The organism is Phormidium sp. FACHB-592 (assembly GCF_014695795.1).
GTDB lineage: Bacteria > Cyanobacteriota > Cyanobacteriia > Leptolyngbyales > Leptolyngbyaceae > Stenomitos.
In genome coordinates, this window is the sequence record NZ_JACJOZ010000017.1 from 17,078 (window position 1) to 31,607 (window position 14,530).

Annotated in this window: 9 protein-coding genes; all 9 read left to right on the forward strand. The window is 50.0% G+C overall.

Annotation, left to right across the window (positions count from 1 at the left end; genetic code table 11):
• Positions 1 to 277 precede the first annotated feature (277 nt).
• The 9 genes from H6F86_RS03880 (at position 278) to H6F86_RS03920 (ending at position 14,528) form a co-directional block, all read left to right on the forward strand.
• Complete coding sequence (locus tag H6F86_RS03880) at positions 278 to 2,926, forward strand: AAA domain-containing protein (protein ID WP_190446798.1); 2,649 nt, start codon at positions 278 to 280, stop codon at positions 2,924 to 2,926.
• Positions 2,927 to 3,039: 113 nt separating this feature from the next.
• Entirely contained in the window at positions 3,040 to 3,477 is a 438-nt protein-coding gene (locus H6F86_RS03885; RefSeq protein WP_190446799.1) for a hypothetical protein, read from the forward strand.
• A 106-nt stretch (positions 3,478 to 3,583) separates the two neighbouring features.
• Positions 3,584 to 4,171 (forward strand): Uma2 family endonuclease, encoded by a 588-nt coding sequence (locus H6F86_RS03890; protein WP_190446800.1) that lies wholly within the window; start codon positions 3,584 to 3,586, stop codon positions 4,169 to 4,171.
• Between the two features lie 93 nt (positions 4,172 to 4,264).
• Positions 4,265 to 7,660 carry a DISARM system helicase DrmA gene (gene drmA, locus H6F86_RS03895; protein WP_190446801.1) on the forward strand — a complete coding sequence of 1,132 codons (3,396 nt, stop codon included), beginning with the start codon at positions 4,265 to 4,267 and terminating at the stop codon, positions 7,658 to 7,660.
• On the forward strand, positions 7,657 to 9,570 hold the full coding sequence (locus H6F86_RS03900; protein ID WP_190446802.1) for a DUF1998 domain-containing protein: 1,914 nt from the start codon (positions 7,657 to 7,659) through the stop codon (positions 9,568 to 9,570). The genes drmA and H6F86_RS03900 overlap by 4 nt, the downstream gene beginning before the upstream one ends.
• Positions 9,567 to 10,370 carry a DISARM system phospholipase D-like protein DrmC gene (gene drmC / locus H6F86_RS03905; protein ID WP_190446803.1) on the forward strand — a complete coding sequence of 268 codons (804 nt, stop codon included), beginning with the start codon at positions 9,567 to 9,569 and terminating at the stop codon, positions 10,368 to 10,370. Before H6F86_RS03900 ends, drmC begins: the two co-directional genes overlap by 4 nt.
• A gap of 832 nt (positions 10,371 to 11,202) precedes the next feature.
• Positions 11,203 to 11,592, forward strand: coding sequence for a trypco2 family protein (locus tag H6F86_RS03910; RefSeq protein WP_190446804.1), 390 nt, complete (start codon positions 11,203 to 11,205; stop codon positions 11,590 to 11,592).
• A gap of 28 nt (positions 11,593 to 11,620) precedes the next feature.
• Positions 11,621 to 13,126, forward strand: coding sequence for a CHAT domain-containing protein (locus H6F86_RS03915; protein ID WP_190446805.1), 1,506 nt, complete (start codon positions 11,621 to 11,623; stop codon positions 13,124 to 13,126).
• Positions 13,119 to 14,528, forward strand: coding sequence for a hypothetical protein (locus H6F86_RS03920; RefSeq protein ID WP_190446806.1), 1,410 nt, complete (start codon positions 13,119 to 13,121; stop codon positions 14,526 to 14,528). The genes H6F86_RS03915 and H6F86_RS03920 overlap by 8 nt, the downstream gene beginning before the upstream one ends.
• Positions 14,529 to 14,530: the final 2 nt, after the last annotated feature.

A 14,530-nucleotide genomic window follows, 5' to 3' on the forward strand; every position in this document is an offset into this window, starting at 1 on the left:
TTAACGCTTCTCCATCTCTCTACTTTTAGGAACTATCTATGCCAACCAGAATCCACAGTGCCGAGTATCCCGTCGAGAAAATCTTCTGCAATGACTTCGTCTTCTTAAATCCGTTATACCAGCGCCCCTACGCCTAGGAAGATAAACCGCCTTCGCACCTCCGCCCACGATCGTTGCCTAGTCGCTGTTGTGCCTCACCTCTTTCAACTGCCCCCAACCCGTATCTGCCCCCAACCCATCACTCATAACTCCTCAATGCAGAAAAGGCAGAACATCCATGGTTGCCAATCCTACCCCTCGCAGCGCTACATTCAAAAGCTATCAGCAAGACTTCCACAAAGCCCTTGAAGACGAAATCAAGGCTTTGCGGAGTGCTGGTGGATCGATGACTCCCATTACCGATGGCCACTATCTTGGCAGGCGCAATAGTGAACACCTCTATTCGTTCACTACTGACACCGAAATTCGCTTCCCTGAAGATGCGCCCATCGACGTGCATTATCAGAAGACCAAGTACCCAGGCACCCTGGTCTCTGTGGAGGGCTTTGACCTGCTTGTGGCCTTAGAAGATGACATCGGCGATGACATCAAAAAAGCCAAGCTCAACACTGAACCCTGGTTTTTGCTCAAAGCCCTGCAAGAACGACTTGCAACCGCTAACGTCAGCACTATAGCGAACCGTCACCTAGCCGAGTCCCTGCTGATTGCCAGCCCCAAGGCTGCCCGCACTAGCAATGAACAGTTCAGTCAGTTTGGCCCCCGCATTCAGTCAGAAACCGGAATAAATCTTCACTACAACGTCCATCAGGCAGCGGCTGTCACCCACATTCTCCAGCATCCAGTGAGCTTTATCTGGGGACCGCCGGGTACAGGTAAAACCAGCACGCTGGGCCTAGCAGTCGCGTCTCTAGTTCACTCGGGTCAGTCCGTTCTCGTCTTGGCCCACAGCAACGCTGCCGTCGATACTGCGATGAAGAGCGTGGCCAAGTATCTATGCCAGTCCAGCTACTATCGAGAAGGGATGGTGCTACGCTTCGGTATCCCTTCCCCTGACATCTATCGGCAATACCCGATGCTGAATGCTCGCGGCATTGTCAGACAGCAGCACCCCCGACTGATTGAGCAAATCGAAACGCTGGAGAAACAGCGCGAACACCTTACGAAAGAATCCCGTGCCTCTGGTTTAAGCACTCTTATCAAAAACCAGCTTAAAGATCAGCTCGCCCAGATTCGCAAGCAGCTGCAGCCTCTCAAAAAGCAGTTACGTGAGTACCAATCGGTTCTCGTTGCGAAGGGCATGGTGGTGGGTTGCACGTTATCGAAAGCAACGATCGCCAAAGAGATCTTCGAGCGCCAGTTTGATGCCGTCATCATTGATGAAGCCAGTATGGCCTACATTCCTCACTGTGCTTACGGCGCGACCCTGGCCAAAAAACGTATTGCTATCTTTGGCGATTTTCGTCAGCTTGCCCCTGTCTCTCAAGCTAAAACCAGCAGTGCCGAAGAGTTTCTCCAGCGCGACATTTTTGACGAAGCGGGCATTATCAATAGCGTTAGCCGTGGTACTCCAGACGACCGTTTGGTACTGCTTAAGACCCAATACCGGATGCATCCTTCCATTTCTGCCATCCCCAATGAACTGTTTTATAAAAATCAGTTAGAGGATGGAGAAGGGGTGAGAGAACGGACTGAGGCGATCGTTCATGCTGCTCCCAACCTGGGTCAATCCATCGTCTTTTATGACCTCAGCCGCGCCTCAGCGTTTTGTTTCAGTGAAGATCACCGCAGCCGCTTCAACCTGATTTCGGCCCTCATCGCCGCCGACATCACCTACCAGGCTCAAGTTGCTGGCACTCAAAGTATTGGCCTTATTACCCCATACAGCGCTCAGGCCCGCCTCATACACCGCATCCTCAGAGAAACTGGTCAAAAAAATGTCAAAGCCGCGACGGTTCACCGTTTCCAGGGTTCTGAGCAGAATGTCATTGTTTTTGACGCCGTTGACAGCCACCAGATGAAAAAAGCGAGCAAGCTGTTGGTCGGTGGTTCCCAGAGTACCGCCGCACGTCTTGCCAACGTAGCTATCAGTCGAGCAGAGGGTAAGTTCATTGGTCTTTTTAATGACGATTTTCTGAAAGTTAAGCTCGACTCATTCAACATCTTCCGCAAATTTATTGACCGACTACGTAGCCGAGCCGAAGTCCGTCCCTTGAGCTTTACGGGCGCTCCCAATACAGAGCTTTGGACTTTTACACTACCAAATGTCAAAGTTTACCCCAATGCTAAGGCAGCCCAAGCAGACATCCATGCCGACCTCAAGGCTGCTGCAAAATCAGTTGCTATTGACTGGCCGATACAGCTCAAGCCCAGCCAACACTTTTACTTAAACGTCGATCTAGGCCTACAAGTATTTGCTCGTGGCCCGGAAGCAGAAGCAATCACAGGGAAAATCTCTAACAGACGGGTATGGCGTAACGACTCTTTTAGCAACATGGGTATCGTTGGTCTTGACGGACAGGTTTTGTGGGTTTACACCAACCCTGGAGCAGAAGCGCCTGTTTTCAAGGTGGCCTTACCCGAAACGGTTACTCTTTTATACGACTTCCTAGAACTTGTTCCAGACGGTGCTGGTCCTGCTCCTAAGCCCATTGAGGACACATTTGGTTCTTGTGAGCTTTGTAACTCGCCTCTATGGCCTCAAATCAATGACTACGGACAGCCTCGTATTATCTGCCCAAAACATCCTCGCCAAGGTAGAAACTTCAATGCTACAGATGCCACTCAATATGCTCAGATGATGAACCGTGTTTGCAACATTTGCCGTTCTGCTTTCAAAGGGGTACGTAGTGCCTCAAACGGCAGCATTTTCCTAGCCTGTAGCGCTGCTGGCTGTAAGGGGAAAGCCAGCCTTAGGGACTTGATTTGATCAGCCCATACCTAAAGCGGTTACTATCCCGTGCCCCTAAACCTTCTAAAACAAACTCATAACTCGATTCGTTAGGGCTATGAAAAGATCACTGTTATTAAGGAAAGCACCCCGTGAACACATCTGCCAAAATTCGCTCTACTCTGGTTGATGCCCTTCAATCCAACCTGATTGAACCCACTGATCAAAACCTTCAGCGTTATCAGCGTGAAACCAATGGCATGAGCTACTGGCACACCGCCGATTTCTTCTATTACGACAAAGCTTTAGAAGTGTGTCTTTCAGATTTATTTGATACCTACACAGATCTGCTCTTTGAATCAGATGATGTCGATGAAGATACGGTGCTTCGTAGAGTCAATTTCCAAATGGGTCGGCTTCTCATTCAAACAGCTAGAGAAAGAGGCATTGCCCCTCAAGCTTTGCGCGACCAGTTGAACAATTTTGCGACTGTCATCTGGACTCCCATTTGCATCTGGCATAAAAACCTATCCGGCGAAATGAGCTATGCCCTTATGAGCAGTCTGCCAACCGCGCAAGCCGCTCTCTGACTTTGCTTGCCATCCCTCTGGCATACAGCGCAAGCCGCTCTCTGACTTTGCTTGCCATCCCTCTGGCATACACTAGACGCAGGTGAACCCTAGCCAGGAGCCAGTTATGACTACCACCACCCAAAAACTCAGCTTCGAGGATTACCTTGCTTACAGCGACGGTACTGACACCCGCTATGAACTCATCGACGGAGCACTCGTCCCCATGAGCTTAGGCACTGGCAAGCATGGAGCCATCATTCACTTCCTGACACGGCAGTTTGAGGACACCATTACCCAAATCGAGCAGCCGTGGGTCGCTTTACCCGCTTTGGTGGGCATTCGCTCCCCACGCGGTAGACGTTGGGATACCTCCCGCATTCCTGACGTGACGGTTCTGCCTTTGGCGCAGTGGGAAGCGATGGAAAACCGAGAAGCCGTGATTGACTTCAATGAGCCGCCACCGCTTCTGGTGGTTGAAGTCATTAGCCCTTCAACCCAAGCCGATGACTATCGCTCCAAACGCTCTGAATATGGACTCTTGGAAATCCCTGAATACTGGATTGTCGATCCGCTGGAAAACAAAGTAGCCATTTGCCTGCTCGATCACGAGTTCTATGACCTGACTGAATTTCATGGCGACACTTTGATTCAGTCTCCTACTTTGCCAGTCTTGAAGCTAACTGCCGCTCAAATTTTGGCAGGCAAACTATAACCGGCACGTCCACTTATCCTCTCTTGCCTCACCTTCAGCTTCGTTTAGACGACATCCTACCGCGTTAACCTGCCCCATACTAAGGTTGCTCCTGTGCCCACAACTGCCGCCGACATTCGCTCCACCCTGGTCGATGCCCTACAAATTGACCTAGTGGGACCCACACCGACTGGCTCAGAGCACGCCGAGGAAGTACTGACCCAGGCTCCCTCCAAGTGGTATCTCACCGGCTTTTTAGCTCCCTTTGGTGCGAAACCAGACGATCGCTCAGATGATGAAGGAGATGTTGAACCACAAGAGCTAGGGGATGGTGCAACCAGCGAAGATAGCCAATCGCCTGAAGCAACCCCCGCACGCAAACCTCTGTTTCCCTCATCAATGGGAATGAGTTTTCTCATCTCTCGACAGACAAAGGAACTGCCAACGACGGTTCATTGGGCAGATTACAAACCGATCGAACTAGAAAGACAAAAGCTCGAAGTTGAGGAACTGGGGGACAAAAAGAAACGCAAACCAGGAGGATGGCAACGCATTCCCCAATCTGCCTCACTCAGCGTTCCGATTCAAGCTGCCAAAGATTCGTTTGAAATTGAAATTCCCGGCGGTAGTGGTCTCACTTTAGTCGTCAACTGCCGCCCAGTGACTGACCATCGCTTTGAGGTAGGGACACTTTCAGTCTCTATCTTTCTGGTGAACTACCGTCAGATGCACTCGAGCGAGAAGGATGCGTCCTTTGCCTTTCAAACTTGTCTAATCGTACAGTGCCCAGAAGGATTTGTGCCCCGCTCAGACCTACGAGGTTTAGATAGCAAAGACCCAGATGAGGCGATCGCTAGCCTCCAATATCGTCACGAGTACGAATTTGCGGTTGGGCACAACGTCTCTGTCATTGCCCATTCTTCCAACCTACATCACTGCACCGAGGTCTGTACCACCTGGATTCCGATTGCCGAAGTCCCCAAGGTCGAAGCGGCTCCCCTGCCGATGGTACAACTTGGCATGGAGGCATTAGCTGCTGCCGAAAATGTAGACGTGATCCGGCAAATGCTAAGTCCCATGGTGACGGAATACCGCGTCTGGATTACAGCTCAATACAACACCCCGATTGATCCACCCCAAGCAAACAGCGTTGCTCAAGCACTGTTGAACGATGCCCGTCGTGCTTGCGATCGTATCGAGACTGGTATCAATGCTCTGGCAGACCCACAGGTGTTAGAAGCCTTTCGGATTGCCAATCAGGTAGTGGCGATTGCCCGCCGCCGTCAGCTCAGCCAAGAATTGAACCAACCTCCAGGGAGTTTCAAACCTCCTGAATGGCGGCCCTTTCAGATTGCCTTTATCCTGCTCAACCTTGTTAGTATTGTCCAACCTGGCTGTTCTGATCGGGACATTGTTGACCTGCTGTTCTTCCCTACAGGTGGTGGTAAAACTGAAGCTTACCTGGGGCTTGCTGCCTTCACCCTGGTGCTTCGCCGCCTCAAGCATCCCGGCATCCATTCAGCGGGGATGAGCGTGCTCATGCGCTATACCCTACGACTGCTTACCCTGGATCAGTTAGAACGAGCTGCTCGTCTAATTTGCGCCCTGGAACTGGAACGACAAAAAGAACCAACCAAGTTAGGTCAATGGCCCTTTGAGATTGGCCTTTGGGTAGGACAGAGCGCAACCCCCAACAAACTCGGTAAGCGAGGTGATAAGGATGAATACTCTGCCCGCGAGCGCACCCTTGCCTTTAAACGAGATAGCAAGAGCAAACCTTCTCCCATCCCCCTAGAACGTTGTCCCTGGTGTGGAGAGAAATTTTCTGCCAACTCCTTTCAGCTACAACCGACCGAAGATACACCCAAAAATCTCACAGTCGTTTGCATTAATCGGGACTGCGATTTTCGTAGCCGCAATCCACTGCCCGTTCTAGCAGTCGATGAAACAATCTACCGACGCTTACCTTGCTTCATGATCGCTACCGTCGATAAGTTTGCCGCACTCCCTTGGGTCGGTCAGACCGGTGCCTTATTTGGGCGTGTCACCCATTATCAAGACGGTGAAGGTTTCTATAGCGCCGCTGATCCAACGATCGCAGGTAAGCCCACCGGAACATACTTACCACCTCCCGATTTAGTTATTCAGGATGAATTGCACCTCATCTCTGGTCCCCTAGGCACCATGGTCGGGCTATATGAAACAGCGATCGACACCCTCTGCTCTCACACCACCGACGATTCCGGCAAACCGATTCGTCCTAAAATCATTGCCTCAACTGCAACGGTGCGCCGAGCCAAGCACCAGATTCAAGCCCTTTTTGGTCGCGGTCATGTTGATATTTTTCCACCACCTAGTCCTAATCGACACGATTCATTCTTCGCCAAAACAGACTTTACGGTTTCTGGACGGCTCTACTTAGGTGTTGCGGCTCAGGGGCGAAGCTTGAAAGTCGTTCTGCTGCGGGTCTACCTAGCATTAATGGCAACTGCCTACAAACACTATGAGGGACAGGGTGGCAAACGTAACAAGGAGAATCCCGCTGATCCCTACATGACCTTGATGGGATATTTCAACTCCCTTCGTGAACTGGGGGGAAGTCGCCGCATTGTTGAGGATGAGGTCGTTGCTCAGCTTGCCAACTATGGCGATCGTCTGCGATACGATGAACTGTCCGGGCCATTTCAGAACCGGAAAATTGAGGGTATTCCAGAGGAACTCACCTCGCGAGTCAGTACAAATCAGGTCGCAAATACAAAGCGTCGATTAGCACTACCTTTTCACGGACAAGAACGAGCAGTTGATATTGCCCTTGCCACCAACATGATTTCTGTTGGTCTGGACATTGTGCGGTTAGGTTTAATGGTTGTTCTAGGGCAGCCCAAAACAGCAGCAGAATATATCCAGGCAACCAGCCGGGTTGGTCGAGATTCCAATCGTCCTGGTTTGGTTGTGACGCTACTTAATGTCCATCGACCACGCGATCGCTCCCACTACGAACGCTTCCAAAGCTGGCATAACAGCTTCTACCGGGCAGTAGAGGCCACCAGTGTCACGCCCTTCTCTCCTCGCGCCTTGGATCGAGGGTTGGCAGGTGTTGTAGTTGCGCTGACTCGCCTGGGTGTCCCAGAAATGACTCCAGCACTGGGAGCCTCAAACATCAATAACCAACCCGATGCGATTGATGCGGTGATTGAGGCGATTGCCTCTCGTGCTGAGAGCCATAGCCCAGATTTAGATGCTGCCGCGGCAGGCAAGCTAAGGCAACAGGTTAGAGCACAGGTACTCGATCTCATTGACACCTGGAAACAAATTGCAAATCGAGATAAGCGACTGCAATACCAGAAGGAAGCAGATTTGGCTCCCCCACTGTTGAGTGATGCCTTAGACTCCAAAGCGGATCAAAACTCGAAGTTTAAGGCCTACCGCAGCCTGCGCGATGTCGAAGCAACCGTCAATCTTTGGGTACGTGATCCCTACGGCATGGATATGGAGGACGAAGGCAAATGAGCGGTAAAAAAAGCAAGTCTAAGCCCAGTGGCGAACTGCGTCAGAGTCAGGTGTTAACAACCTTTGGTCCTGGCTCAATGGTCGATTTACCCACTCGCTCTGTCGTCATTTCTGGATTGACTTACTGGAAGGGCGATCGCCAACCGATTCGGGAAGATAGACTGCGCTACAAAGTTCTGCAAAATTTCAATAACAAGCTCAAGGAATCCGAACAACTCAAAGACATTCAACTCTACACTCCGCCACAACAATCGAGTGACCCTCAAGCAGCAATGTCCGGCATTGATGCTTTCATCTTCCCGACGTGGTTCCTGGCACAAGTAGACAAACCTTTTGAAAAGAATGGCAAGTTTTACCGTACCCGACCTTTAGTAACGTGGAGTGCTGTTAAGGGCGGATTTAAATTTGAAGGAAAATCATATCCGGCAGTCCCTGTGCGCTTTGTCCAAGCTTGCACCAATGGTCATCTCAGCGATCTTGACTGGTATACCTTCGTTCACAATGATTTCGATACTACCTGTAGAAGACAACTTTGGTTAGATGAGGGCGGTTCGGGGAACGACTTTGAAGAAATTTTCGTGCGCTGTGAATGCGAGAAACGCCGTCCTCTCTCGGAAGCAAAGTTAAAAGATTCCAAAGTATTGGGTAAGTGCCAGGGACATAGGCCCTGGTTAGGACCACGCGGTCAGGAGCCTTGCGTTGGGCACAAAGTCAATAGCAATGGTGACATCGTTGAAACAGGGCAACCTGAATATAATCGTTTGCTCGTGCGTTCTGCCAGCAATGCTTACTTCACCCAAATTCTCAGTGTCATTTCCATGCCTGATCAGGCGGCTGAGCTGAAGAAGGCAGTCGATCGCTTCTATGAAGAGGATTTGCAGTTTGCTGAAGACCTGGCTGATATCCAAAAAGAACTCAAAAAGCCGAAGTTTGCTGAACTGGCAAATTTTGGAGCAAATGTCGTCTGGGCAGAGGTGAAGCGGCGTAAAAGTGGATTAACCATCCCAGATAAAAGTATTAAGCAGGTAGAACTGGAGGCCTTACTCTCCTGCCCTGAAGAAATGGGCAAAGAAGTTCCAGCGGCAGACAAGGATTTTCAGGGATATGCTCGTCGTCTGGATACGCTAGATGCGAAATGGCGCTCTTCGATTGACCGGGTTGTGCTTGTGCATCGCCTAAGGGAAGTTACGGCGTTGATTGGCTTTACCCGCTTTGAGGCTGCGATGCCTAACATTGAGGGGGAGATCGATGATCTAGCCATCAACATCCGCCGAGCGAATTTGGATTTCGAGCCAAAATGGGTGCCTGCGATCGAGAACCTGGGTGAAGGCGTTTTCATTAGTATTCAGAAAGAAGCAATCCACCAATGGTTAAAACGCCCAGAGGTCAAAGCTCGGGAACAGCAGCTTGAACAGGGATTTTATAAATGGCTCGACACGAGGGGCATCCCCCGTGATAAAGCAAAGTTTCCAGGGGCCGCTTACATCATGCTGCACTCTCTTTCCCACTTGCTCATTACCGCTGTATCGCTAGATTGCGGCTATGCTTCCAGTGCCATTCGTGAGCGGATTTATGCCTTTGATGATATTGGTTACGGCATTCTTCTCCACACAGGCACTTCAGGTTCGGAAGGCACCCTGGGCGGATTGGTAGAAGTTGGCAGGCGGATTGAAGAACACCTTGGCAGAGCTTTAGAGTACGGACGACTATGCTCTAATGATCCCGTATGCGCCCAGCACCAACCGGATGATCAACAGGAGGACCGACTACTGCACGGAGCCGCCTGCCATGGGTGCTTGCTCATTGCTGAAACCTCCTGCGAACGCCGCAATGAAATGCTAGATCGGGCATTGGTCGTGAACACAGTGGGAGGACTAGGAGCAGCATTCTTCCCCGATACAGTCCAATGATCTCTCCTTTGATGAGCTTGAGCCGTCCTGCTCTGACTGACCTGGCTACCGCCCTGGAAACAGAGCGTTTCAGCTTCCCAATTTACCCTTTTGCCTTGGCAAGCTATGTACCAGAGCAACTGGCAGGAGCGATCGCGGCTGAACTCAACCAGTTACGGCAACAGGGAATGAGTTCAGCTCACATGGCTTACATGCTGAAGTTACTGACACAGGAGCGGGCGATCGCGCAGCAAAAACAAGAGCAGACCGCTTTGGTTTGGACCGGACCGGAAGTACTGGGCGCTGAAAGTAGAGATACGGCTGTTGTAGTCCGAGAGCTGTTTAGTAGTGCTCGTCACAGCGTGCTGCTTTCTAGTTTTGCGATCGATCAGGGTGCAAAGGGGTACGAGCTCTTTCGTCCACTGGCAAACCGCATGGATGCCAATCCAACTTTAAATGTCCGCATGTTTCTCAACGTCAAACGTCAGTACACCACCACCACACCTACTTCTGACTTATTGAGACAGTTTGCAGAAACTTTTCGAAAATATGTTTGGCCAGGACAACGGCTACCAGAAGTTTTTCATGATCCAAGGGCACTTGAACTCTCTACCCATAGCAATGCTTGTTTGCATGCCAAGTGCGTCGTCGTCGATGAGGAGCGAGTCTTCATCACCTCAGCCAATTTTACAGAGGCGGCTCATCAACGCAACATTGAGGCAGGTGTCCTCCTTTCTAATCGAGTGACGGCAAGAGCCATTCGTTCCCAGTTTGAAATGTTGGTCACTCAAAAGATTCTTCAAAGAGTACCAGGGCTTTAAGCTTAAGCTATGTTTCGCAACAGCTTCAACCCAATGGGTAAGTGCTAATTCTGCCGAACAAGGCTGTAGGTCTAACGCTAGATGCTCAACACTGATTGCGTAATGCAGTGACAATTTCTTACGCTAAGTTTTTGCTCCATACCTGTTCAAAGGGACAAGAGACCTGATCGCCTTCTCTCTGAAACCACGCGAGCGCTTCTTCTAGTTCACTTACTGAGTAGGGTTCGTTGATTAGCATCTTGGTAAGCAGTCCTTCGACAACTAGCGCCTGAGCTTCATGCAAAACCAGTACTTGATTTTTTCCTACTGCTGTTGATTGTTTTTGCGAGGCAAAAAATGTAGTGATAACGATTATTTGATTGTCATACCCTAAGAGAGGGAGTAATTTTTGGACTACTGATCGACCACCGATTTCTCTTAATGCAAAGGCAGGTTCAAGAATTAACTTTTGGTTTTCCCCATCAGCGAGTTTTGCAAGCAGAATTGAACTGCATAGCTAGAATAAGCATTGCCCAATAGCTGATGTCCTGATCCGAAGCTGGAACTGTTTGCACGCGAGTCTAGACCAGGCCGGGAGACTTGAGGCAATCAGGTTAACCTCTTTGATCGCGTTCCTACTATTAGTACTTAATCATACCTCTGGTAAAGGTTAAGCTTAGACCGCCAGTTAGCCAAAGAGCGCCACATTTAGCCTTGAAACAGTCTCATTGTCAACGCCCTTGTCGTGATAGGCGGAGCAGAGGCAAACTGGTAGCAACGCAAATTTCTGGAATCAGAGGATTTGCAAATGTAGGCTGGAGAGAAGCTCTCCTTTCACCAATGAAGTGACACTATGCCCGAACAACCCCACCAGCCGATCGGTCTTGCCGAGTTAATTCAACAGGTGAAGCAGGAACTCCTGTCCACAGTGCCTGGAAAAGCGAAAGAGGCTCCCATTCTCTTTGTGAGTGGGGTAGAAGTGGAGGCTCAGGTAACAGTCAAGCGTGAGGGCAAAGCCGGTATCAAGATTGATGTCCTTTCTGTAGGCGGTGGCGAATTGGGCGGTGGTGTCAGTCGGGATGATGTCCATAAGGTGAAAGTCACCTTGTCTCCCTTGTTTGACAAAGAGCGGTTGCTGGAGTTTTATCAGGCTTTACAGCCTGATCAGGTACCTGTAGCAGTGAAGCAGAGTTTGGAGGCACTCCTCAAAGGTGAAGAAGGTGAACTAGCAGACCAGTTTTAACCGTTCTCCATAGACAGAGAGGAACGACATGGAACTGTTGGAACTGTATCTTTCCCCAAGGGACGCACAACGCTTTCAGGCGATCGCTACCCGTTTACCCGTTGGGGTTGGTGATGCTGCAACCGATTGTGTTTTACCATTCTGGGTGGGTGAGCAAGACTGGAGAAAAACCATCATTAAGGTGCTGGAGAGTAGCCAGGGTTTTCGTGCGGAACACTATCCTGAACCTGGTGAGCAGGCTTGGCTGGAGCAGGAGGGGTTGCTGTTACCCGATCGCCAGAGCTTTCATGCTGCCTATCTAGAACGAATTGGACAGTCCCTTTACCGCTCCCTGTTTCCACCAGATAGCGAGATCAAACAAGCTTTCCTAAATTCTTTACGGGTGGCCGAGCAGCACAACACCGATTTACATTTACGCCTGAAGTTTGCAGCGAAGTCTGTTGAGCGATCGCGCATGGCAGACTACCCCTGGGAACTGATCCATGATGGTCAGCGGTTCTTGCAGCATCGTCAGGTTATCGTGTCTCGCTACATTGCCTATGAAGCTTTATCGCCTGCGCTTCTGCCCCAGAAACAGTTACTAGTTTTATTGATCGCACCTCGGGCTGAAGATGCCACTCAGAAGTTGACAAAACTTTCGGATGCTGAACAACAAGCTATTCGTCTTGGTCTGAGCAAGGCAGCAGCAGAGGGTTTAGTTGTGCTGGAGTCTCTACCAAAGGCAACTCTCAAGGCACTGAGTACTGACTTAGCTCAACGGGCTGAAACGCAGATGCCACAGGTGCTGCACTTTGATGGTCATGGATTATTCGGTAAGCGATGTGTTAACCCACAATGTGGTCAAATCCATACTGGTATCAAAGTCGAGCGCTGTCGGAGCTGTAGTCAATTACTTCCAGAACCAACGGGATTTCTCCTTTTTGAGGATGAGCAGGGTGGACCTGATTATGTCAGTGCTGCGTCTCTAGCGGCTTTTCTGCCCAAGGGGATGGCGCTGGTAGTGCTTAGTGCCTGTCAATCAGGGATGGCTGTGGCCGGGGAGTCGATATTTAACGGAACGGCACAACAACTGATTGATGCCAGGGTTCCGGCAGTAGTGGCGATGCAGTATGGCGTGAGAGTGGATGCAGCCAGTCAGTTTGCGGAGCAATTTTACCGCATACTAGGGCAAAAGAAGCCCCTGGTAATAGCTCTCAATGAAGGGCGAAAATGGATGGGGGTGGATGGAAATCAATGGTACCGTCCTGTTCTGTATCTACGCTGGTTGGATAATCAGGGAGGGCAAATGTTTGCGGAGACAGCCATAGCAGAGCCTCGTCAATTGAAGCTGAGTCGTTTTCAACGATTGGAGATGAAGCGGTTGCAAGTGGAATTAGAGGATTTGGAGCAAGACTATGAGAGCGTTAAGGCTCAGTTGCGGGTAGAGTTAGATGCTTCTACACAAAATCGGTTGGAACGTCAAGTTGAGCAGATTGGGCAAGCGATGGATACCAAGGAGCAACAGTTGTTTCGGCTAAAGCAACAGGATGAGTAACGACACTCTGCTTGACTTTTATCAGACTCAACTGGATGACCTGGAGCGAGACTATACGAAAGTCAAGGAGCAGCAACGGGTTGAGCAGGATGGTCCTACGCAAAATAAGCTAGAACGCCAAATCGAGCAAATTGGGCGACAGATGGACGGATGGCAACAGAAAATTGCTCAACATCAAACTGATCGCCAACGTCAGGTAGCCCGGATTGCTCTAGACACATTGATCAGCATTCTTAAAACGGATGAAAGTCAACTTGAGTTAATGATCCAGGCGTACCAACAAACCATCAGCCATTGGTCCGTCCCGGTGCGCTTGGACATAAATACAGTCGAGACTATCATCTATGAGCTGGAAAGAATTGCTCCAGGTCAATCATCCTACACAGCACGGGACGAATTTATCGCGCATGTTGTCCATCAGACCCCAAATCCATCCCTGCCTAATGCCCTTAATCATTGGGGGGTTCAGTACCGAGGCAGCATTGACTGGCTCCAACTCCATACTCAAATTCAGGCTGCTCAAGACAAGCGCTTAGAGACTGCTGAGCCCGCTATCTTAATGTCTATTACCCGCTGTGATGAAGCTTCCACTCAGACCCAAGAGACTGCAACCTATTATCAAATCAATGCCTGGCTGATCGAGGATATTGAGACCTACCGATCGCAAAAAACGGGTTATCACTCGCTGCTGGCTACCGATTCTCCAGAGTCTGCATCCTACCTGTTGGAGGAACTGTTGCCCCAAATAACTCGTTTACTGAATCACTTTTTAGCTGAACAGAGGCGTCTCTTCGATTTCTGTGAAAACTATCCCCAGATCCATGTCTTTCTTCCATTAGAACTGATGCATTTGGGAGTAGATGTCTGGCAACTTAACGCGGAAAACAGTAGACGCCAGGAATATTTAGGACACGACCATATAGTCGTTATTCGCTGCGCCAATCGCTACGATCGCAATTACAAAAAAAGTCCAAGCTGGCTGAAGTTGTGGAAACGACACCAGGGCTTATTGCAAGAGTCTGCCAAGGAGGTTTTTGTACCGGGTCATGATCATGACCTGGATGAACTCATGGATGTTCTGGATGAGGCTGTGCAGCCAGCTAGCAACGTTGTAGGATTGCATGTTACTCAGGTACCCCTGAATACAGAGGAACTGTTTTATGAACTTTTAGACTCGGGCTTACCACTCGCGATCTGGCCGCGCTGTAATTTGAACGACAATGCCCATGAAACCGCAATGGCGGATTTGCTAGCGACTTGTTGTTTAGAGCAGTTGCCCCATACAGTGAAAGATAAACGGTATGAAACTCGTAAACGACATAATGCCCCAGATTGTCACATTGGACATCATCTGTCCCTCTTATGGGATGACCCCTATTTAGTGCCTCCTAAATCCGCCTGAGT